General features: G+C 42.4%; 18 protein-coding genes. 7 read left to right on the top strand and 11 right to left on the bottom strand.

Annotated features, from left to right (window positions below):
• Positions 1-48: 48 nt before the first annotated feature.
• The 7 genes from AB6735_RS05940 to AB6735_RS05910 all read right to left on the bottom strand — a co-directional run bounded on the left by AB6735_RS05940 (position 49) and on the right by AB6735_RS05910 (position 7836).
• Positions 49-834, bottom strand: coding sequence for a TerC family protein (locus tag AB6735_RS05940; RefSeq protein WP_370994938.1), 786 nt, complete (start codon positions 832-834; stop codon positions 49-51).
• Between the two features lie 280 nt (positions 835-1114).
• Positions 1115-2494 carry a hypothetical protein gene (locus AB6735_RS05935; protein ID WP_370994936.1) on the bottom strand — a complete coding sequence of 460 codons (1380 nt, stop codon included), beginning with the start codon at positions 2492-2494 and terminating at the stop codon, positions 1115-1117.
• Positions 2475-3041, bottom strand: coding sequence for a hypothetical protein (locus tag AB6735_RS05930; RefSeq protein WP_370994935.1), 567 nt, complete (start codon positions 3039-3041; stop codon positions 2475-2477). The genes AB6735_RS05935 and AB6735_RS05930 overlap by 20 nt, the downstream gene beginning before the upstream one ends.
• A complete protein-coding gene (locus AB6735_RS05925) occupies positions 3038-3598 on the bottom strand; it encodes an RNA polymerase sigma factor (protein WP_370994934.1) in 561 nt (186 codons plus the stop codon). Before AB6735_RS05925 ends, AB6735_RS05930 begins: the two co-directional genes overlap by 4 nt.
• Before the next feature lie 231 nt (positions 3599-3829).
• Positions 3830-4363: an AAA family ATPase gene (locus AB6735_RS05920; RefSeq protein WP_370994933.1), complete on the bottom strand. Its 534-nt coding sequence runs from the start codon at positions 4361-4363 to the stop codon at positions 3830-3832.
• An 89-nt stretch (positions 4364-4452) separates the two neighbouring features.
• Entirely contained in the window at positions 4453-5748 is a 1296-nt protein-coding gene (locus AB6735_RS05915; protein ID WP_370994932.1) for a M20/M25/M40 family metallo-hydrolase, read from the bottom strand.
• A gap of 219 nt (positions 5749-5967) precedes the next feature.
• The gene (locus AB6735_RS05910) at positions 5968-7836 is read right to left on the bottom strand and encodes a M61 family metallopeptidase (protein WP_370994931.1); all 1869 of its coding nucleotides are present in this window, start codon (positions 7834-7836) and stop codon (positions 5968-5970) included.
• Between the two features lie 166 nt (positions 7837-8002).
• Here AB6735_RS05910 and AB6735_RS05905 point away from each other — a divergent pair, with 166 nt between their 5' ends.
• Positions 8003-8284, top strand: a complete 282-nt coding sequence (locus AB6735_RS05905) for a hypothetical protein (RefSeq protein ID WP_370994930.1) — start codon at positions 8003-8005, stop codon at positions 8282-8284.
• Positions 8285-8739: 455 nt separating this feature from the next.
• Here the strand turns inward: AB6735_RS05905 and AB6735_RS05900 are convergent, their stop codons facing one another.
• The gene (locus AB6735_RS05900; RefSeq protein WP_370994929.1) at positions 8740-10269 is read right to left on the bottom strand and encodes a serine hydrolase; all 1530 of its coding nucleotides are present in this window, start codon (positions 10267-10269) and stop codon (positions 8740-8742) included.
• Positions 10270-10377: 108 nt separating this feature from the next.
• On the opposite strand from AB6735_RS05900, the gene AB6735_RS05895 reads away from it, so the two are divergent.
• Positions 10378-12564 carry a S9 family peptidase gene (locus AB6735_RS05895; protein WP_370994928.1) on the top strand — a complete coding sequence of 729 codons (2187 nt, stop codon included), beginning with the start codon at positions 10378-10380 and terminating at the stop codon, positions 12562-12564.
• A gap of 131 nt (positions 12565-12695) precedes the next feature.
• Entirely contained in the window at positions 12696-13175 is a 480-nt protein-coding gene (locus AB6735_RS05890; RefSeq protein ID WP_370994927.1) for a hypothetical protein, read from the top strand.
• A gap of 64 nt (positions 13176-13239) precedes the next feature.
• Here AB6735_RS05890 and AB6735_RS05885 read toward each other — a convergent pair whose 3' ends face one another.
• Both AB6735_RS05885 and mutY read right to left on the bottom strand, forming a co-directional pair.
• On the bottom strand, positions 13240-13659 hold the full coding sequence (locus tag AB6735_RS05885) for a single-stranded DNA-binding protein (RefSeq protein ID WP_370994926.1): 420 nt from the start codon (positions 13657-13659) through the stop codon (positions 13240-13242).
• A 23-nt stretch (positions 13660-13682) separates the two neighbouring features.
• Entirely contained in the window at positions 13683-14732 is a 1050-nt protein-coding gene (gene mutY / locus AB6735_RS05880; protein ID WP_370994925.1) for an A/G-specific adenine glycosylase, read from the bottom strand.
• Positions 14733-15067: 335 nt separating this feature from the next.
• Here mutY and AB6735_RS05875 point away from each other — a divergent pair, with 335 nt between their 5' ends.
• The 3 genes from AB6735_RS05875 to AB6735_RS05865 all read left to right on the top strand — a co-directional run bounded on the left by AB6735_RS05875 (position 15068) and on the right by AB6735_RS05865 (position 17996).
• The gene (locus AB6735_RS05875) at positions 15068-15361 is read left to right on the top strand and encodes an HU family DNA-binding protein (protein WP_090470293.1); all 294 of its coding nucleotides are present in this window, start codon (positions 15068-15070) and stop codon (positions 15359-15361) included.
• A gap of 9 nt (positions 15362-15370) precedes the next feature.
• A complete protein-coding gene (locus AB6735_RS05870) occupies positions 15371-16219 on the top strand; it encodes a tetratricopeptide repeat protein (protein ID WP_370994924.1) in 849 nt (282 codons plus the stop codon).
• 226 nt (positions 16220-16445) lie between these two features.
• Complete coding sequence (locus tag AB6735_RS05865) at positions 16446-17996, top strand: ribonuclease E/G (protein WP_370994923.1); 1551 nt, start codon at positions 16446-16448, stop codon at positions 17994-17996.
• 95 nt (positions 17997-18091) lie between these two features.
• Here the strand turns inward: AB6735_RS05865 and AB6735_RS05860 are convergent, their stop codons facing one another.
• A complete protein-coding gene (locus tag AB6735_RS05860; protein WP_370994922.1) occupies positions 18092-19207 on the bottom strand; it encodes an acyloxyacyl hydrolase in 1116 nt (371 codons plus the stop codon).
• Positions 19208-19477: 270 nt separating this feature from the next.
• On the opposite strand from AB6735_RS05860, the gene radA reads away from it, so the two are divergent.
• On the top strand, positions 19478-20956 hold the full coding sequence (radA, locus tag AB6735_RS05855; protein ID WP_370994921.1) for a DNA repair protein RadA: 1479 nt from the start codon (positions 19478-19480) through the stop codon (positions 20954-20956).
• The last annotated feature ends 141 nt before the right edge of the window (positions 20957-21097 follow it).

Here is a 21097-nt window from a genome sequence, read left to right as displayed (position 1 = left end):
TTTCTTCTTACTCCATAAACTTTACTCTTCGTTCCTTTTATCCCTGTTCTAAAAATCTTTGTTCTTTATTCCGATAATCTTTGCTCCCTTTTTCACCGCTTTTGCTTTCATTTTCAAATTCAGCATCTCTACCAGTACCGAAAATGCCATGGCGAAGTAGATGTATCCTTTAGGAATATGCTGCTCAAAAGCCTCGGCTAGGAGCGAAACACCTATCAGCAACAGGAACGACAGCGCCAGCATTTTTACCGTTGGGTGCTTGTTCACAAACCCGGCCACGCCGTTTGAGGCCCACATCATAATACCTACGGCGATAACAACCGCCAGTATCATGATCTCGACATGGCTGGCCATACCTACAGCGGTAATTACAGAATCGAGCGAGAAAACGATATCCAGTAGCATGATCTGGACGATGGTACCCCAGAAGCTGTGCCGCTTTACCTTTTCAGCACTTTCTTCTTCGCCTTCAATTTTATGGTGGATCTCGGCCGTGCTTTTATAGATCAGGAACAAGCCGCCAATGATCAGGATCAGGTCGCGACCGGATATGGCCAGTTTTTCCACCCAATCAGCATCCGTAACGTTGAAAATATGTGCCAGGTTAAACAAAGGAGCAGTGAGTGTCATGACCCAGCTGATGGACAATAGAAGCAATACCCGGGTGATCATGGCCATGCCTAAACCCAACCTTCGGCCTTTAGCCTGCTGGTTTGCCGGCAGCTTGTCAGATAAAATAGAGATGAATATCACATTGTCAATGCCCAGAACAATCTCCAGCAAAGTAAGGGTGACGAGTGATATCCAGGATTCGGCATTCGCAAAAATTTCCATAGCAGGCTAAATTGTTTGCCTCTAAAATAACAAAACCCCTGCCGAAAATGGCAGAGGCTTGCGCTCAATGTTAAAATATTAAGGTGTTTGTGAAGAAGCAAGAATTTAGAATCAGGAGTTAAGAGTCAGGAATCAAGGCCAATCATATCTTTTCGATAGCGTGGCAATCGCATGCTATACAGAGTGAATATGCGTAGTTCGCGATTGCTTCGTGCTGCGAAATGACATATTTTTTTCTTGCTGAATCTCTTAATTCTTGACTCTCATCTCTTGACTCTTTTTAGTCAAAGCTTACGCTGCCGTAGCTGGTGTTAATAGTTATGTTTTTATCGTTGGAGCCTTTACCCAAATGGCCTTTATAGTTCTTGGTAGGGTTATAACCTCTATCGTTATCAGCTGGACTTTTGCTGGTGATATTGATATCATGACCGCCGTAATTAAAGCTGCCATAGCGTACGGTTACATCAAAATCGGCGTTTTGCTCATTGCTGATGCCCAGTTTAACGCTGGAGTAGGAGGAGTTTACCGCTAAATTCTTTACATTTTTATCTACCTCGGTAATATTCAGGTTGCCGCTGAACTTTACATTGATGTTACCCGAAGTAGTGATGCGGCCAATTTTTGCCGAGCCGTAGCTGATGTCGGCATTCAACTTATTACATTCGCCCAGATTCAGGCTGCCATAAGCTACGTCCAGGTCGCTACCGTTAAGCGAGCCAATGGTGGCACTGCCGTATTTAACCGTGATCTGGTTACCCGGATTGCTTAGGTTTTTGGCTACCAGGCTGCCGTAAGAGTTATTAATATTTAATTTCCCATCCAAATCCGGCAGACTGGTGGCTCCGTATTTATTACTTACGTTTAATGGATTTTTGGATGGCATATATACCGTGTAATTCACTTCAATTTTGCGCACATTGTTACGTTTGCCGCCAAATAACGACCATGAGCTGCCATTGTCATCATTGTTGATACTGGTTTTAAAATAAACGCCAGAGCCATCTTTGCTATCCCTAATGGTGACATTATCCAATAGTTTCTGCGCCAGTTCGTCATCATTGGCGCCCACTTTTATCTGTACGTCAACCTTTACCTCGCTTTTGTTCCAGGTATTCACGGTTATTTTGCCGAATCGGTTGTCCAGGTTAATCACATCGTTACCACCTATTGAATAGCTTTTGCTATAGTTTTTTATCTTTTCAACACCATCATCATGCTGCTTGTCAGTATCAGTGTTATAGCTAAAATCGGTATCAAATTCCTTAAAACCTAAAGCTATCTGCGGCGCTATATTATTACTGAGATCACAGGCAAGGTTCATGGCACTGTCATTCAACTTGTAGTTAAAGTTTTGGTCAATATGCTTAAACTGTTTGTCAAAACCTTTAAGTTTAAGATTCATCTGCAGTTGGTGTTGCATGTTGAGTTTGTTCATGCGTACCTGCAGGTCCTTTATTTTAATGTGCAGATCCTTCATTTTTAACTGAAAGTCTTTGCTGTCGGGTGGCGTCAATTTGTTTAAGGGAGCCATCGGGGGTGCAGGTGGAAGCACGGGAACCGGAACCGGCGGCGCAGGGGTTTGCTGTGCAAAACTGATCGTATTAACGGCTAACAGGGCCATTAAAGCAAACATCGACCGTTTAAATATTTTTGATTTCATCTTTTTGGTCTTTTTTCATTTGATTGAATTGTTCTATTACACTCAATTGCTGATTAAGCACCTCGGTTTGTACCTGCAAGTTCCGGATCATGGCACGTAAAACACGCTCCTGGTTGGGGCTGGTGGCTAAATCGGCATTAAGCCTTTTATAGGTAGAATCCATTTTGGCTATTTCGGCGCTAAACTCTTTATACAGCTGCGGATCGGCTTTAGCAACCGATTTCAGCTCAGTAAGTTTTGTTTCAACAAGCGATGCATAGTGCATTTGCTGTTTGGCATACTCAGGGTTTATGGCGGCCAGGTCCACGGTTTTTGCGCCTTTTTGGCTTTGGAGGTATATTCCGAAACCGATGCCCATGACAACAATTACCGATGCGGCGACGCGAAGTACGAAAGCAAGCGAAAAAGTTTTGGTTTCCAGCTTTTTTGGCAACTCCTCCGGCATGTTGAGGCTTTGCTCAATTTTGCTCCACAGATCGGCCGATGGCTCAATCTCGTCAAACTCTTCGCGGTTGTTTTTAATGAAATCTTCAAATCGCTTGCTCATAATTCTGTTCCTTTCCTTTTTAAAATTTCCATTAATTTTCTTTTAGCTCTCAAAAACTGTGTTCTTGAGGTGTTTTCTGATATATTCAATATTTGTCCTATTTCTTCATGATCATAACCTTCCAGCAGGTAAAGCGACAGTACCACACGGTAACCATCGGGCAGTTGTTTCATGCCTTCTTTTACCAAAGCCACCTGGTATTGTATGTCTTCATCATCTTCAGGTTCTTCGTCCGGTATATTTTCCAGATGGTCGCCCTCCAGTTCAATCAGTTCCAGTCTGCGCTTGCGCAACAGGTTGATAGAGCGGTTCACCACAATTTGTTTCAACCATAAACCAAATGTAGTATCCTGCCTGAAATCCCTTAATTTGTTAAAAGCATCCAGAAAAGCTTCCTGCAAAACATCTTCAGCTTCGGCAATATTGCCCACGATCCTAAAGGCGACGTTTAACATCGCTTTAGAATACAACCGGTACAACTCGTAACTGGCCTTTTTGCTTCCCTGTTTGCATTCAACCACCAGGTTATAATGCTTATCTACATATATGGCTTCCAAATTTCTGATCAGGTTTCAGATTAAATGACGCATCAGTTTTTGCAACGTTGCATCACCATGAAAAATAATTTACAGGAATAATAATTTTTTTTTCAAATAGGCGTTCTTGACCGTTGATTTAAGATGATTACACTGATGTCGTTGATTTGTTTAAACGCTTATTAACATAGTAAAAGGAGATATTCCTAATCCAGATATACGCTCTAAATAAGATCAACGACATCAGTGTAATCATCTTAAATCAACGGTCAAGAAATTATCAATAGCTTTCACCGCGTTTTCATAGCGATTGGTACCTATGCCGGATATGACCACGTAGCAGGCCTGCAACGCGGTAAGTTCCTGATGCCATACGGCCATAAAGTGTTCACGTAATTCGGGGAAATTACGCAAAGGGTCATCCTGCCAGGGCAAGTCGATATCTAACAGCAAATAAAAATCGTAAGGATGTTTGGGAAGTTCGTCCAGTACTTCCTGCGGTGCCTGACCAAACATATGCTCGCTCCAGATTTTTACGGTTAAAAAAGTGGTGTCGCATATCAGGAGCCCATTGGCTTTGGGTAGTAAAGCGGTTTCCAGCGCCAGTTGTCCTTGAAACATGTTGATCTCATCCTGCCAGGTACAAGGCCCGGTAAGCGCGGCGCAATACTCCCGTGAATACTCGGGCACGGCAATGGTATGATAATGCTCGGCCAGATAATCAGACATGGTTGACTTTCCCGTTGATTCAGGCCCGACAACTGCTATTTTGGGAATGTGTTTCATGTGGTATCAAATGAAAATAGAGACGCATGTAATGCGTCTCTACAATGATTAAACGTAGAGACACATCACATGTGTCTCCTGCTGTCCTATTATCTTTCCAGTTTCGGTACCCTTGTAGGCGTATCCTTGCCCGAAACAATAGTGCGTGAGCTTAAGGCTATGGCCCTGATGGTAGAGGTGATATTGTTTACATCCAGTGAGCTGAATTCATCTTTTACAGTATGATACAGTTTGTCAATATCTATCTGATCGGTTGAGATAGTATGTGCCGGTACGCCTTTTTCTGCCAGGGATGCATTATCGCTGCGGTAAAACAGGTCCTGATCGGGATACGGATCGGGGTGGAACTCAAATTTGGTTCCCTTGAGGTTATTCTGCAGGATAGTGCCAAAGTTGGAACGCTCAAAGCCGGTGATAAAGGCTGAGTTTTCACCAAATTTAGAAGCCTTGCCAATCATCTCGATATTGAACATGGCTACCACTTTATCCGGATCAACCTGGGTAGCAAAATACTGTGAGCCGTATTCGCCTATCTCTTCGGCGGTAAAAGCCACAAAGATGAGCGTGCGGGCATTGTTATTTAATTTTTTGTAGTATTTGGCTAAAGATATTACAGCCGTAGTGCCCGAAGCATCATCGTCGGCACCGTTGGCTATACTATCGCCCTCCATGGCCTTGATGATACCCAAATGATCATAATGGCCCGAGAAAACTACAAACTCATTAGGCTTGGTTTTACCGGGGATGATACCTGCTATGTTAAACAGCGGCAATTCTTCGCTTTTGTTTTCATAGCTGATATTAAAGGAACTGATATTATCAAACTTGCCTAATATAAATGAAATGGAAGAAGCCGTTTTGCCTTTAAAACTCACGTTGCCTCTTGACGAATAATCGCGGATACGGTTAAACAGACTCTGGAATTTTGGATCGACGATCATCAGTGTTTTTTTGCCGCTTTTTTGTGCGCCCATATATTCCTGCCTGAAATTTTTGTCGGCGGTTACGTTTACCACCTGTACATCCTTGTCGCTGGCCCAGGTAAAGGGTGCGCTGCCAATGGTGAAAACGCTATCGGGTACAATAGCTTTGCCATTTATTACCGCGGTTGTTTTTATGGGCGTTGAGCGTATCATCGTAAAACTCTGGCGGTAACCTGTATTGCCTGCCAGTGGTTTTAAGCCCGCTTGGGTATACTCGCCCTCAATAAATTTGGCTGCTTTTTCAATACCCGGTGTAAAAGTTGCCCGGCCCTGCATATCATCGGCACTCAGGGTTTTGATGATGCGGGTTACATCATCCTGGTCAATCAGCTTGTTTACATCTTGCCCGAAGCTGTAGGTTGATGCAGCTAAAAGGGTGGCTATTATGGCGATTTTTTTCATTTTGAGTATTTTAGTGATGGTGCGGTGATAACACCGACCATAGGCTTATAGATTCAAACTTACGAAGTTTTGAAAACTTCGTAAGTTTTTGTGCGATTAGACAGGCATGGTGGTGTGGTCTCTGCGCTCAACCCTTCGACGGAGCTCAGGGTGACACCCTCCCTTTTATACAGTTTATTTTAAGCCCCTCTTCTTTGGAGAGGGCTTGCGCCAAGGTTCTTATTTAACCTTTGATTGTAACCAATTATTACGGAAAGTCTCCTGTTCTTTACTCAGTTGTTTTCCGGCTTTTTCATAAGTAACCACTTCAAAGTACGGGCTTTCTTCCAACGTAATGGTGGTTTCATGTGCTCCGGTACGGTTCTTATAGTTCACAGTTATTTTGTCGCCTGGTTTTTTGCCGGCCAGTACATCCGAGAATGATTTTGGATCGGTAATGGTTTGGCCGTCGGCTTTCAGTATAATATCACCTGCATCTAAACCCGCTTTGTAAACCGGTGTACCTATAATGGTGCTCGACAGGATAGGTAATCCCTCGGCACCGGCAGCACGCTGCTGACCCGAACGGCCGCGACCGGCATTGGTAGCCAGTGAGCCTGCCCATGCTTTGCCGGGCTGCATTTTACGCAGTACCAGTCCGGCTTTATTCAATAGTTCCTCATAATTGTTTTTGTCGGTACCGTAAATGTAGCGTTTAAAGAAATCGGCGGCAAACTTAGGGTTGTTGGTCGCCTTTGCCAAATCGGCCTGCAGATCGGGAATGGTATATGGTTTCATGACCTTGCCGCGGCTTAACCAAACCTGGCGCATATAATCGTCAAGCGTAAGGTTAAATTCGCCACGCAGGCGCATATCCAGCGCCAGCGCTATGGCGCCCCCATAGGTATAATAGCTGGTAAAATCGTTGATATTGTTGTTTGGGTCGATAGATACCCCGGCATCGGCAAATACCGAGTAACGGCTCATTTGCGTTGCCGGATATTTGGCAGCACCCGGTGTATTCAGGATCTGGTTAACCAGGCCGGCCAGCGTGCGGGTATAATCATCAAGAGGCGTAAACCCCGAGCGGACAAGCAGCAGCTCGCCATAATACTGGGTAAAGCCCTCGGCAAACCAAAGCTCGCTGCTCATGTTTGCATGCTCGAAATTAAAGGGTTCTAACGATTTTGGACGGATGCGTTTTACATTCCAGCTATGGAAATACTCGTGAGAGAATATGCCCAGCAGGTCGTTCTCATTACCGGCAACTTTATTCAATGGATCAACAATGCAGGTGGAGTTGCGGTGTTCCATACCATCTCCCGAGTCGGTTGGGTAAACATCTGTCAGGAAAGTATATTCGCCGTAATCATAAGCAGGCAGTTCGCCAAAAACGGCTTTTTCTTCCAGTACCAGCTTTTGAACCATTTTGCCGAAATTATCCACCGTGGCCTGGTCGTCATCAGAATGGATACTTACATTTATTTTTTCTTTTTTGCCGTCGGTATTGGTCACATCCCAACTGGTTACCTTGGAATTGGCCAGCTCGGTAGGGCTATCCATCATGTATTGCAGGTTTGGCGCGCTGTACACATTGGCGCCTTCGGGTTTTAATTGTGTAGATACCTTCCAGCCATATTTATCCAGGTCATTAAACTCAAATTTGACAGGTCTTTTTTCCTGGCCCAGCACCCACATAAAAGCGGCAGGCATGTTCAAGTGGGCATGACTGGGATCAATACTGGCATAAGTGCCATCGGTCCAGTTGCCAAACAGGGTATAACTTATTTTGATATTGTCCGGATGGGTACCCACTTCATACAGGTCGCCCTCTATTTGCGTAAAAGGAATTTCTGTACCATCAATAGCGGTTACTTTAACATTATAGATGTTTTTACCAAACTCATGCGTGGCATAACGCCCTGCCGATGAGCGACTCATCCGGAAACGTAAACTCATAGGCGCCTGTGGAATGGTCATCACCACTTCTGCCTCATGATGGGCGGCATTGGGGAATGATATGGAATAATAAATAGGTTTTATTTTATCCTGCGCTATAGCGGCAGTGCTCAATAAAGCAGCAACGGTAAATAGAAATATTTTTTTCATGAAGATCAGTATTATACTGGGCTGAAATTACAAATTAATCGGTGAAAAATGGAGTGGTGGTTTGTTAGTTGATAGCCACATTGCAGACGACAGGATGAGTTGGCCGTTTGATGATTTTAAACCGCATCTGAACTATTATACGTATATTTAAACAAATACCGAACTCATGATCCTTTTTTCAAGAAGAAATTTACATTATACCGATTACAAATGGAGTGTTTATAATCAAAACGATCCACGGGTAAACGGTAAACCGGACACTACGCCGTTTACTAAGGATGAGGGCAATGAGGTAGTTTACCTGATCAATAAATTAATGATACTTTGGGATTACCGCTTTGCCAATACCGGTAACAAAATGGAAAAACTGATACATGACCAGTTACCTCCCGAAATTACCATGCAGGAAGATGTACAGCAATGGCTTAAAGCTAATTTGAAGTTTTAGCATCTTACAAAACTTTTAGCAATCAAAAAATATCCCAAAACAGGAATGGGATTTTGTGCCCAATTAGCCGGGTCCGAAGTTATTATTAATGATAACAGCGGTTCTATCTATCTGATTATTTCGTTATATTTGTATATAACAAAACGGCCCGGTTCTTTGTAAAAAAGAGAACCGGGCCGCTTTGTTTACGGAAATAAAAAGCCAAAAAACTAACTGTTTGATATATAGGTTATTTGACAATCAATTATTTAATACTTTTTAAAGTTTTCAAAACTGCTCAAAAACGAGTTGGAATTTGTTAAAAAGTGTTAAAACGAGGTTTTTTCAACGGTTTTTGAGCTTGTTTTAGCCAGTTTTCGGGCAGAAAAATGTTAAAATTTAAGGTTTAAAAAGTTTTTTGAGGGGTGTTTGACGATTAGTTTTGGCGCCACTCAAAACTCAGTATGCACAACTCGCTACTCCTTTTTAAAATCATAAGCGCCGCGTTCTACAAAGTCGGCTACCTTAACTTTTACACCGGTAACTCTGCCATTTTGTACATTGAACGGAAAAATAGCCTTACCCATAACCGGATCAGAAAAAGTTACAAAGAAACGGTTGCCGCCCAGCGGTTGCAATTTGGCAAACATAGTGGGATGATGTTCAAAACGCATTTCCAGGTCGCTGTTTTCGCCCTGGGTTACGGTCATGCTGCCATAAAAGCTGTTGGTATACTTGCCCAAGTAGGAAGCTGATGGTAATGCTGGTTTCAAGGCAAGCGCCACAGTATCACGTAGTTTGCGCTCAGTTTGCTGTTCGGAAGTGGTGTGTGCCTTATAATTTTTCAGGTAAGCATCACTGTAATTATGATAGGGCCTGCCAAAAAAGGCATCCAGAATTTCCCAGCGCAGGGCCTCATAAAGCAGGTTTTGATCGGTATTGGTGAGTATCACAATACCCAGGTTGTCCTGCGGCGAAAGGGTAACTGATGATAAATAGCCGTTTACGCCACCCTCGTGCATAATCAGGCGGTGGTTTAAATAATCCTGTATAAACCAGCCCAGTCCGTATAGCTCAAAATTGTTTTCGCCGTTTAGATGGTATTCGCTGCCTACTATATCCTGCGGTTCGCGGGTGGCCATAATGGCTGCTTGGGGTATAATTTGGCGGTTGCCTACTTTGCCATTGTTTAGTAAAGCCATTACCCACTTGCCCATGTCGCTGGCCGATGAACTGATGGCGCCGGCTGGGGCAAGTCCGTCCAACTGGCAATAAGGTATAGGGGCAAGCCTGCCGTCGGTTAGGGTATGTGGTACAGTACGGTTGAGCGATTTAGGCAGATCTTTAGTTAATGCCAGAGTATTAGTCATACCCAGGGGGGCAAAAATGGCCTCCTTAAGGTATACCTCCCATGGTTTGGTAGTTACCCTGGGAATAATCTCGCCGGCTGTTAAAAAAGCGGCGTTGGTATAACCCCATTTGGTACGGAAAGGGTAGACAGCCTTAAGTTCGCCCAATTTTTGGATCACCTGCTGGCGGGTAAGATTGGTGTTGTAAAAAGTGAAGTCGCCCTGAAAGGTCTGGAAACCAAGCCGGTGGCATAGCAGATCGCGCACGGTAGCTTCCTGGCCGGCAAATTTATTCTCCAGTTTAAACTCAGGAATATATTTGGTTACTTTTTCATCAAGGGATAATTTATTGTTAGCCTGAAGCATAGCCAAAGCGGTGGCGGTAAAGGCTTTGGTATTGCTGCCTATCATAAACAGGGTGTTGATATCAACGGTATTTGGCAGCCCTAGTTCTTTAATACCATAGCCCTTCACCAGTACTATTTTGTTATCCTTTATAATACAAACCGCAATTCCGGGTACACGCCAGTTGGTTAAAGCCCGGCTGATATACAGGTCAAGACTGTCCCTGATAAACTTGGAACGATCGGTATGCTGGGCCTGAACGGTTGTAAAAAGAGAGAAACAAATAACAAAAGATAGCAATATTTTTTTCATTACACTGGATAATTTACGTGCTTGATTTGTGCTAATTTAATGCAAAATTTACAGCGGCTTTACTTAATTATAAAATAACGCCGCAATCTTCATTAAAACACGCAGTATATGAAATTTTTTCGTTTGGGATCATTATTCCTTACCGCTGTATTGCTCATTTTGGGCGGGTACACAGCAAAAGCGCAACGGCTGCCAACCCATTGGACAAAGGATGGTTACCAGTATTACAAAATTACCGGTGATGGTATCCGGATCCTGGATACCCGCGATACCAGCAAAAAAACCTTGTGGATAAGTAAGAATATGCTTACCCCGCAGGGGCAGGCCCCGTTGAGCGTAAAAAGGTTTTCGGTATCAGCCGATGGCCAAAAATTATTGATCAATACCAATACCAAAAAAGTGTGGCGTTATGATACCCGGGGCGACTATTGGGTATATGATACCAATACCAAAAAATTATGGCAACTGGGTAAAAACCTGCCGGAATCGTCGCTAATGTTTGCCAAGTTTTCGCCAGATGGTAATAAGGCCGCCTATGTAAGCGGGCATAATATTTATGTGGAGGGTCTGACAGATGACTCGGTTAAGCAATTAACTACAGATGGTAGTACCAGGTTAATCAACGGAACGTTCGACTGGGCTTATGAAGAAGAATTTGGCTGTCGCGATGGTTTTCGCTGGTCGACAGACAGCAAATCGATAGCCTATTGGCAGATAGATGCTACCAAAATAAAAAGCTACCTGATGCTGAATACTACCGACTCTATATACCCTTACGTGGTACCTGTAGAATACCCTGTTGCCGGCCAGGATCCCAGTTCATGCAAAGTAGGCGTTGTGGATATTACTACCGGTAAAACTAATTGGATAAATACCCCTGGTGATGCCGTACAGCATTATATACCACGTATGGAATGGACATTGAACTCCAACGAAATTATCCTGGAGCAACTGAACAGGGCACAAACCGAAAGCCGGGTATTTATTGGCAACGTATCAAATGGTACTGCCCGCCTGATCCGTGAAGAAAAAAGCAATGCCTGGATTGATGGCAAAGAACGCTGGAACAATGGTGACCCCATGGGTTGGGAATGGGTAAATAAAGGCAAAGAGTTTTTATGGGTTAGCGAAAAAGATGGCTGGAAACATATTTACCGCGTAACCCGCGAAGGTAAAGAAACACTGGTAACCAAAGGGGATTACGATGTGATCAGCATAAACCTGATTGATGAAGCCTCCGGTTATATTTACTTTATGGCTTCGCCAGATAATGCTACGCAGAAGTATCTGTATCGCATTAAAATTGCCGGTGCAGCAAAACCTGAGCGGGTTTCACCGGCCGATGAACCGGGTACGCACGGTTATGATATATCGCCAAACGGCAAGGTTGCCCTGCATAATTTCTCCAATAGTTATACACCGCCTGTAAGCGAGGTAGTGAGCCTGCCCGAGCATAAGCATATCGGTGGCAGCACTATAACACTGGATAAAAATGCCAAGAACAGGACCGAGTTTTTTAAGGTTAAAACGGTTGACGGTATTGAAATGGATGGCTGGATGAAAAAACCCACCAATTTTGATCTGCATAAAAAATATCCGGTGGTATTTATGGTGTATGGCGAACCGGCTTCGCAAACGGTTACTGATACCTGGGGCGCTGGCAATAATAGACTTTATGTAGGCAGTATGGCCGATGACGGGTACATCTACATGTCGGTTGAAGGGCGTGGCGCACCGGCTCCAAAGGGTACAGCCTGGCGCAAGGCTATCTATAAAAATATAGGCATCGTGAACATCCGCGATCAGGCTATGGCGGCAAAGGAGATCTTAAAATGGCCATTTGTTGATTCAACCCGCATAGCTGTTCATGGCTGGAGTGGTGGGGGTTCATCAACCCTTAACCTGATGTTCCAGTACCCGGATATTTATAAAACGGGTATAGCTGTAGCTGCTGTTGGGGACCAGCTGACTTACGATAATATTTACCAGGAACGCTATATGGGTGTACCCGTTGATGATGAAGGCCGTGCGGCATTTATCAAAGGATCGCCGGTTACGTATGCCAAAAATCTACGGGGCAACCTGCTGTACATTCACGGTACCGGCGATGACAATGTGCACTATAAAAATGCCGAAGAGCTGATCAATGAGTTGGTAAAGTATAACCGCCAGTTTGAATTGATGTCGTATCCCAATCGCACACACAGTATTTCTGAAGGTGAGGGTACGGGACAACATTTAAGAACACTGTTCACCAGGTATTTAAAAGAGCACTGCCCGCCGGGTGGCAGATAGGTAAATGTATCAGCAAAATTTTGAGTTTACTCTCTGCGCCTGTGACACGGTGCAGAGAGTTTTTTGTTATGACTGTATCATTATAGTTTAAGGGGGCGTAAAGGTTGTTATACTTATCAAAATCCTGTTTTATGAAAAAAATAGCCAATCTTAACGCAGCTTTTACCCCATTGATATTGGCGTTGTTGTTTATGTTCTCTGCTTGTAAAAAAGACGCAGCTAATAACGACAACCTGATAGGAAAATGGCAGACAATTATTCCCTTGTCAACGCAGAAATCCGCCTACGAATTCAAAAGCGATCAGTCTTATGAACATACATTGTATGGTATCGATACCGTCACCAAAAAAGATCTGGGTATACTTGCCCGGGAAACGGGTAAATACAAGCGTACCGGTGCCAAATTAGTGCTTTATGATATATTGAGTTATCTGAGTAAAGATGGTAACCCTGCTCCTATTGATGATCTTAAAGCTATTGAGGGCTTAAAAACTATAGATTACGATATAGCTGTTACCGGTGGCAATAAGCTTATTTTAAATCATCAATGTGGTATTAATGAACTTTGCACTGCCAATTATGTGCCACCATTTTATTATAGGCTACAGTGATGTAATCATACTATAAAAATGTCTGCTGGTAATTTCAGCGGGCATTTTGCAGGCAGTACAGATATCAATAGGATTGATCACCATTTGTTGGGTTATCCAGGTAATTGAGCTGATCTTCTGGTTTAAAGCTTGATCTGTTTTCACCTTCAAAATCACTTTTGCGGCCAAGCATAGTGAAGTTTTCGGCCACTACTTCGGTGGTGTATTTTCTAATACCCTCTTTATCTTCAAAGGAGCGGGTACGTAGTTTGCCTTCAATATAAACTAATTTACCTTTTTGTAAAAATTTGGCAGCCATATCGGCCAGGCCACGCCACATTACAATATTATGCCATTCGGTTTGTTCAACTTTGCGGCCGTCTTTGTTAAAGGTTTCAGAAGTAGCTAAAGGGAAACTGGTTACGGATACTCCGCCTTCTAAAATTCGTACTTCTGGATCTTTACCTAAATGACCTACAAGTATTACTTTATTAATTCCTGACATGCCATAAAATAACGAAAATTATTTTATAAATTAAAAATATATTTTATTAATATAACTATGGGTTTTGGAAGAGCTAAATTTGGCAGGTTTTCAACTGTAGCGTAAAACCAGTTGAGTTCTAATTTAATGGGCTTTGATTGTACTTTAATGACCCTGATATTCAGGCGCTGATGGGTAAGTATGTGCTTTTGTACCGGTATAATATCTCCAGATATTTTGATGTCATTGCCAAAAAACTCTTTTACCGCGGGATGATCCATCAGTTCAGGGAGCGGTAAAAGTGAAATGGTTTCCACCATCGGAAGGTCGTATAAATTGGCCCAGATGTCTTTATCGGCCCTTTTGTTCATTAATATGGAGTTGCCATCGGTTACTAAAAAGTAATTAAAAAAGCGTTCGCGCACTTTTACCGTTTTTAATTTAACAGGTAAGGCAGTGGTGACATTAGTTGTAAAAGCCACGCAATTCAAGTGTACCGGACAAATACCGCAAGCCGGGTTTTTGGGCTTGCATAGCATGGCGCCAAACTCCATCATGGCCTGATTATGTAATCCTGGAGTTTTCTTATTAATTAAATTATTGGCAAGCTCCTGGAATGTTTTTTTACCTCCGGTTGAATTGATCGGTTCAGCAATGCCAAAATAACGGGCAAGTACCCGGTAAACATTGCCATCAACAACAGCTTTGGCTTCGTTTGCCGAAAATGAGGCAATAGCCGCGGCAGTGTATTCGCCTATTCCTTTTAATTTAATGAGCTCATCATAACGCTGGGGAAATTTGCCCTGGTATTGCTCTTGCACCAGTTTGGCCGTTTTAAGCATGTTACGGCCTCGGGAATAGTAGCCCAGGCCTTGCCATAGTTTTAATACCTCATCCTCATGAGCCGTGGCAAAACTACTTACGTTTGGAAATCTTTCTAAAAAACGATAAAAGTAAGGCAGCCCTTGTTCCACCCGTGTTTGCTGCAGGATGATCTCCGAAAGCCAGATCACATAAGCATCGGTAGTATTGCGCCAGGGGAGGTCGCGTTTATTTTGAAGATACCATTGTACCAATTCGTCAGTAAAATTCATGGCTGCAAAAGTAAGGACTTTTGTGAGGAGCAAAGAGTAAGGATTTTTGGAGTAAGGATTTTAGGATAAGGTATTTTTAGACCTTAGAGGAAGGTAAGAAATATGTCTTTGATCCTTGTTCTTTGCTCCCGAAATCCTTGCTCCCCCAATCCCTTATCCTTACTCTAAAAATCCTTGCTCCTTAACGATTTAGCTTGCAATTTGTAACGATATTGTCCGTTTTGCATACTTGCAAAAAAAAAACTGTTAAATATTTCGCTCTTAAAATATAAAGCGATACTTTTGCAACCCCAAAACAGTTAAGTATTTATATATTAAATAAAAGTAAATCAGATATGACTAAGGCAGAAATTATAACTGAAATCTCATCTAAGACAGGTATAGAGAAAGTAGACGTGCAGGAAACAGTTGAGGCATTTTTTAAAGTAGTGAAAAGCTCAATGGTTGGCGGCGAGAACGTTTATGTAAGAGGATTCGGAAGTTTTGTTGTAAAGAAAAGAGCGAAAAAAACAGCTCGCAATATTTCAAAAAATACTGCCATCATTATTCCAGAGCATTTTGTGCCAAGCTTTAAACCAGCAAAAACTTTTGTTGAAAAAGTTAAAACAGGTAACAAAAACAGCAAATAATTTATAAGCATGAATAAGAAACAAATAGCCATTAGTGCAGCCGTAGTTGTGATTATGGGCTATTTGTACTATTTACCCGTTAAAGGTTTAATAAAACCCAAAGAGGCTAAACCAGATAAAACAAGTGTAATGACAGGAAACCGCAAAGCGGCTACTGCTGTAACAGTTGATATGGTATCTGCAACTGCTAAAACCGCAATTGGGGCGGCATTAACAGCAAAGATAAACGACCTTGAAGGGCAATTAAAAAACGCATCAGGCGCGGATGAGCAAAAATTGCAACAGCAGTTAGCCAGTCAGTGGGATGATGTTAACCAGCCGGCCCCGGCAGCTTTCTATTACCAGGCTTTGGCCCGTAAGGAAAACAAGCTGGAGGATTGGTTAAATGCAGGTAATCGTTTTAACGATGCTTACAAACTTACACAAGATACTTTGTTGCAACCTGCATTTGTTGCAAATGCGGTAGAAGCATTTCAAAGTGCCCTTAAATTAAAACCAGAAAGCCTTGTGGGTAAAACAGGATTAGGTGTTGCCTATGTAAATGGCGGCGCCAGCCCGATGCAAGGTATAGCCTTATTGCTTGAGGTAGTAAAAAAGGATCCGAATAACTGGAATGCAAACCTGAATTTAGGAATGTTTGCCATGAAATCGGGCCAGTACGAAAAAGCGGTAGGAAGGTTTAAAACATTAATTGCCCAAAAACAAGAGCTGGAGCCAACATTTTACCTGGCTGAAAGCTATAAACAACTGGGCATGAAAAAGGAAGCTATTGACGCTTACCAAAAATGTAAAGAAATGATGCCCGATCCTGTATTCGGGCAGCGCATTGATGAATACATCAAGGAGTTAAAGAATTAATCACACATTAAAAATTATTATTATGCCGAGCGGTAAAAAACGTAAAAGACACAAAATGGCTACCCACAAACGCAAAAAGCGTTTAAGAAAAAACAGACATAAAAAGAAATAAGCTGCTTTTTTTAAAGCAGCTTACCTGCTTTTTTATGAAGCAGGTAACTTTAGTAGTGTTTTTTACCCACTTATTAACATGCGGTTTTTACCGTTTTAAGAAATGGAGTAGCAGTTGATAAAAGAATTAATTATCGATTCATCCCCAAATGGGGCTACCATTGCATTATTACAGGACAAACAACTCGTAGAACTTCATAAAGAGCAGATCAGCAACAATTATACTGTTGGTGATATTTACCTGGGGCGTATCAAAAAGATTATGCCCAGTTTAAATGCAGCCTTTGTAGACGTTGGCTACGAGAAGGATGCCTTTTTGCATTATCTTGATCTTGGTCCGCAGGTACAAAGCCTGCTTAAATTAACCAAACAAGTACGTAGCGGGGGATACCAATCGAAGCTTTTGGACGGCTTTAAGCTGGAAAGTGATATCAATAAAGGAGGAAAGATCTCGGAGATATTATCAAAAAACCAACTTATACCGGTACAAATAGCTAAGGAACCAATATCAACCAAAGGACCACGTTTAAGTTCTGATCTTTCAATAGCCGGCCGTTATGTGGTATTAGTACCATTTTCGGAGGCTATCTCTATTTCCAAAAAAATAAAGAGCAATACAGAGCGAAATCGTTTACGGAAGGTTGTTGAAAGCATTAAGCCAAAACATTTTGGCGTTATTATCCGTACAGTATCTGAAGGCAAAGGGGTTGATGAATTACAAAAAGACCTGCTTGACCTGATATCTAAATGGGAATCATTCATCACCAAGCTGCCGTCTGTTGAACCATCAAAAAAGGTTTTAGGCGAAATTGGACGTACATCAACTATCCTCCGTGATATATTGAACCCCGATTTTCAGCATATTTATGTGAATGATAATGGTATGTTCGAAGAGATTCGGTCATATATCCATGAAATATCACCTGATATGGAAAGTATAGTCCGGATGCATAAGCATAAGGAACCTATATTTGAGCATTTTGGTGTTGATAAACAGATCAAGGGCGCTTTTGGTAAAACAGTTAACCTGGCTGGTGGCGCTTACCTGGTAATTGAACATACAGAGGCATTGCACGTTATTGATGTTAACAGCGGTAACCGTACAGCCAATAAGGAAAACCAGGAAGAGAATGCCTATCAGGTAAATAAAGAAGCGGCTAAAGAAATTGCCCGCCAACTACGGTTGCGCGATATGGGCGGCATTGTGGTGATCGATTTTATTGATATGCACAAGCCGCAAAACCGCAAGGAGTTATTTGACTATTTGCGTGCCGAAATGCAGTACGACAGGGCCAAGCATACCATTTTACCACCAAGCAAATTTGGTTTGGTGCAAATTACTCGCCAGCGTGTAAGGCCCGAAATGAATATTGTTACCAGCGAAGTGTGCCCAACCTGTAACGGTACAGGTACCATCAGGCCAACCATTTTGCTGATGGATGATATCGAAAATAACTTCAATTATATATTGGATGAGCAAAACGAAAAGGGCATTACCCTATGTGTACATCCATATATTGAAGCTTATATTAAAAAGGGCATTTACAACCGCCAGATGAAGTGGTTTGTAAAATACGGTCAATGGATCAAGGTTAAAAGCAACCCTGCTTACCAGATCACAGAGTTTCGTTTCTTCTCGTCAAAAGACGAAGAAATAAAACTGTAAAGAGATTGATTTGCAGCTATGCAGATTTCAAGTATGCAGCTATTAAAATAGCTGCATATTTTGTTTATAGGAGTTTATGGAGCCTCTCCATATCATTAATGTATCCTGAATAGTAAGCCATACCCAACATAATCGGCTTCGGTGCCATGAACATAGCCTTTAGCCTGTAGTGCCAGGTAAGGAGTTATAAAGTATTTAAAACCGGCGGTCCAGTATGTTTTGGTTGGGTAGTAGCTGTTGTAGTGCAAGTAATAACCATAGCCGGTCATCAGACCCAGTTTACCCAACCACAGATCAGGGCCTATGGCAATACCAACCCTCCAGCGGTCATAGGATGTACCGTAAGACTGAAAAGTATTCAGGAAGCTTTGTTCTGTATTGGTTTTTTTATCATAAATGGTGTTATAGTAAACGGCATCGGTACCCAGTTTAATACTTAATACGGGGCTAAATTTATAATTATAACCCATGTAAAACCCTGTTTTATAAAGTCCCTTGTTATTACTTATAGCCCCCCGGCTGCCAACATTAGCGCCAATTTCAAAAAAATGCTTATTCTCAGTTTGTTGTTCATTGTCATTTACCGGGCCACTTTGGTTTATTTTTTGTACAAGGCCCAGTGTATAAGCAAACGCATTTATCCCATTATTGGGCAGCTTGGTTGCGCCGTTTGAGTAATGAAAAACCTCAACCCCTGCCTGTATAGCGGTTGTTTGGGTTATAGGCGTAAATATCTTGAGGCCAGCTTGAGTGGCTAAATTGATATGACTGCCTATAATAACGTTCTGGCTGTTAGTTGAATGGGTTTCAGTAGCATACAAAAAGCCAAAACCCGGGGTAAATAGTAATTCAGTACGATTTATCTTTAACAAACCGATCTCTAAACGGCCCAGTACAGCATAGGTATTGCCGATGATGCCTTTAGTTGCCTGATCGTGGTTTAATATTACACGGCTCATGTTGCGATAAGAAAATACTGCATCGATACTCTTGATGTTTAGTATCCGGATGTAATCACTTTTATTATCCGCCATATTAAAGTGATAAGCCAGTTCTCCGCCAAGCAGGGGGCCTGATAGATAATTTTTATCAGGTGTAAATATTTTGATGCCCGAAGTACCACTTATTTCAATACTGTTCCCTGTATCCTGCGCCTTTGCTGCAAAGCTGAATAGCACAAATCCAATAATAACGGATAAAAATTTATTCATAAAGGTGAGTTACAATAGTTATAAAACGCGATCGCCAATTGTGTTTTGAATCTACCTCCACGCTGATCAAGTATGAAACACGACAGTGATACGGTTAAAGATAGGTTTATGTTTCCTGATAGTTGCTTTGCTGATAATTAATTAAACTTTTGCAAAATTGCATTTAAGGTATAATATTTAGTGCAATAAATGCTAATTTAATTAGTAATTATATCTCAAATTAGCATATAAATCTGCATATTTGTACATCTGTAATATGCAGATTTAGATATGGCCAAAACCAGGTTCGCGTACTTCTGTCAAAGCTGTGGCTTTGAATCGGCTAAGTGGCTGGGCAAATGTCCCTCATGCCAGCAGTGGAATACTTTTGTTGAAGAAATTATTGATAAAGGTACCACCACATCGGTACCTACCTGGAAAGTGACATCGAATACCCAACAGCGCGCCAATAAGCCGGTTCAGGTGGCTGATATTACTTTTAGCGAAGAATACCGTATGCAAACACCCGATAAGGAATTTAACCGGGTGTTAGGTGGAGGCATAGTAGCGGGTTCATTGGTGCTTATTGGTGGCGAGCCTGGAATAGGAAAATCAACCCTGATGTTGCAACTGGCACTCAATATGCCCGATCTGAAAGTGCTTTATGTATCGGGCGAGGAAAGTGAGCGGCAGATCAAAATGCGGGCAGAGCGGTTAATCTCCCTGCCTTCCCAGCCACCTCAAGGGGGAGCTAAAGAGAATGGTTCAATAGTAATAAATTCAGAAACTCCCCCTGCAGGAGGCGGAGGGGCTTGTTATGTACTTTGTGAAACCTCTACCCAAAACATCTTTAAACAGATAGAGGCCCTGGAGCCCGATCTGGTAGTGATAGACTCTATACAGACGCTGCATTCCTCACATATTGAGTCAACTCCCGGCAGCGTGTCACAGGTGCGTGAGTGTACTGCCGAGATGCTGCGCTTTGCCAAGGAGACTTCAACCCCTGTATTCCTGATAGGACATATTACGAAAGATGGTATGATTGCCGGGCCAAAAATACTGGAACATATGGTTGATACCGTTTTGCAGTTTGAAGGCGACAGACACCATATTTACCGCATATTACGCACGGTAAAAAACAGGTTTGGTTCTGCCTCGGAATTGGGAATTTATGAAATGCTGGGTGAGGGTTTAAGGGAGGTTTCCAACCCCTCAGAAATATTATTATCACAACGCGATGAACCTTTAAGCGGTATCACCATATCAGCTACACTGGAGGGGATGCGTCCTATGCTGATAGAAACGCAGGCATTGGTAAGTACATCGGCTTATGGTACACCGCAACGTACGGCCACTGGTTTTGATACCAAACGAATGAGCATGTTGTTGGCCGTATTAGAAAAACGCTGTGGTTTCAGATTAGGCGCCAAGGATGTGTTTTTAAATATTACGGGGGGGATCAGGGTTGAGGACCCTGCCATTGACCTGGGTTTGGCGGCGGCCATTATATCTTCGCATGAGGATATGCCGATACCTTTTAAAACCTGCTTTGCGGGTGAGCTGGGTTTATCGGGCGAGATAAGGGCGGTAAACCGGGTAGAACAACGTATTGCCGAAGCGCAAAAACTGGGCTTTAATCAGATATTTATATCCAAATATAATCTTCCAGCGGCAGGGCAGGATAAAAAGCGGATGGATCTGTCGCGCTATGATATCGACATAAAGATAGTAAGTAGCATAGAAGAGGTATTTAGCCTGCTTTTTGGATAATTTAGAGAATTTTTGGACTATAGGAATTTGGATAAAAGATAAAGGACGAATAGATAAAGGATTTTATACCATCCCTGTTCTTTCGTCCTTTATTAGTATGTAAGGATAATAGATCTTCGTCTTTCAGTCCCTCTTGTCCAA

It is taken from the genome of Mucilaginibacter sp. RCC_168, from assembly GCF_041355315.1.
In the GTDB taxonomy this organism is placed as follows: Bacteria; Bacteroidota; Bacteroidia; order Sphingobacteriales; family Sphingobacteriaceae; genus Mucilaginibacter.
The sequence above is the reverse complement of the archived record's forward strand: the minus strand, read 5'-3'. Positions and strand labels throughout refer to the sequence as shown.

Excerpts from the sequence above, each read along its gene's own strand:
- mutY (WP_370994925.1), bottom strand. The coding sequence starts at position 14,732 with ATGAATTTTACTGACGAATTGGTACAATGGTATCTTCAAAATAAACGC.
- AB6735_RS05905 (WP_370994930.1), top strand. The coding sequence starts at position 8,003 with ATGATCCTTTTTTCAAGAAGAAATTTACATTATACCGATTACAAATGG.
- AB6735_RS05860 (WP_370994922.1), bottom strand. The coding sequence starts at position 19,207 with ATGAATAAATTTTTATCCGTTATTATTGGATTTGTGCTATTCAGCTTT.
- AB6735_RS05915 (WP_370994932.1), bottom strand. The coding sequence starts at position 5,748 with ATGAAAAAAATCGCCATAATAGCCACCCTTTTAGCTGCATCAACCTAC.
- AB6735_RS05935 (WP_370994936.1), bottom strand. The coding sequence starts at position 2,494 with ATGAAATCAAAAATATTTAAACGGTCGATGTTTGCTTTAATGGCCCTG.
- AB6735_RS05875 (WP_090470293.1), top strand. The coding sequence starts at position 15,068 with ATGACTAAGGCAGAAATTATAACTGAAATCTCATCTAAGACAGGTATA.
- AB6735_RS05885 (WP_370994926.1), bottom strand. The coding sequence starts at position 13,659 with ATGTCAGGAATTAATAAAGTAATACTTGTAGGTCATTTAGGTAAAGAT.
- AB6735_RS05895 (WP_370994928.1), top strand. The coding sequence starts at position 10,378 with ATGAAATTTTTTCGTTTGGGATCATTATTCCTTACCGCTGTATTGCTC.
- radA (WP_370994921.1), top strand. The coding sequence starts at position 19,478 with ATGGCCAAAACCAGGTTCGCGTACTTCTGTCAAAGCTGTGGCTTTGAA.
- AB6735_RS05890 (WP_370994927.1), top strand. The coding sequence starts at position 12,696 with ATGAAAAAAATAGCCAATCTTAACGCAGCTTTTACCCCATTGATATTG.
- AB6735_RS05910 (WP_370994931.1), bottom strand. The coding sequence starts at position 7,836 with ATGAAAAAAATATTTCTATTTACCGTTGCTGCTTTATTGAGCACTGCC.
- AB6735_RS05920 (WP_370994933.1), bottom strand. The coding sequence starts at position 4,363 with ATGAAACACATTCCCAAAATAGCAGTTGTCGGGCCTGAATCAACGGGA.
- AB6735_RS05900 (WP_370994929.1), bottom strand. The coding sequence starts at position 10,269 with ATGAAAAAAATATTGCTATCTTTTGTTATTTGTTTCTCTCTTTTTACA.
- AB6735_RS05940 (WP_370994938.1), bottom strand. The coding sequence starts at position 834 with ATGGAAATTTTTGCGAATGCCGAATCCTGGATATCACTCGTCACCCTT.
- AB6735_RS05870 (WP_370994924.1), top strand. The coding sequence starts at position 15,371 with ATGAATAAGAAACAAATAGCCATTAGTGCAGCCGTAGTTGTGATTATG.
- AB6735_RS05930 (WP_370994935.1), bottom strand. The coding sequence starts at position 3,041 with ATGAGCAAGCGATTTGAAGATTTCATTAAAAACAACCGCGAAGAGTTT.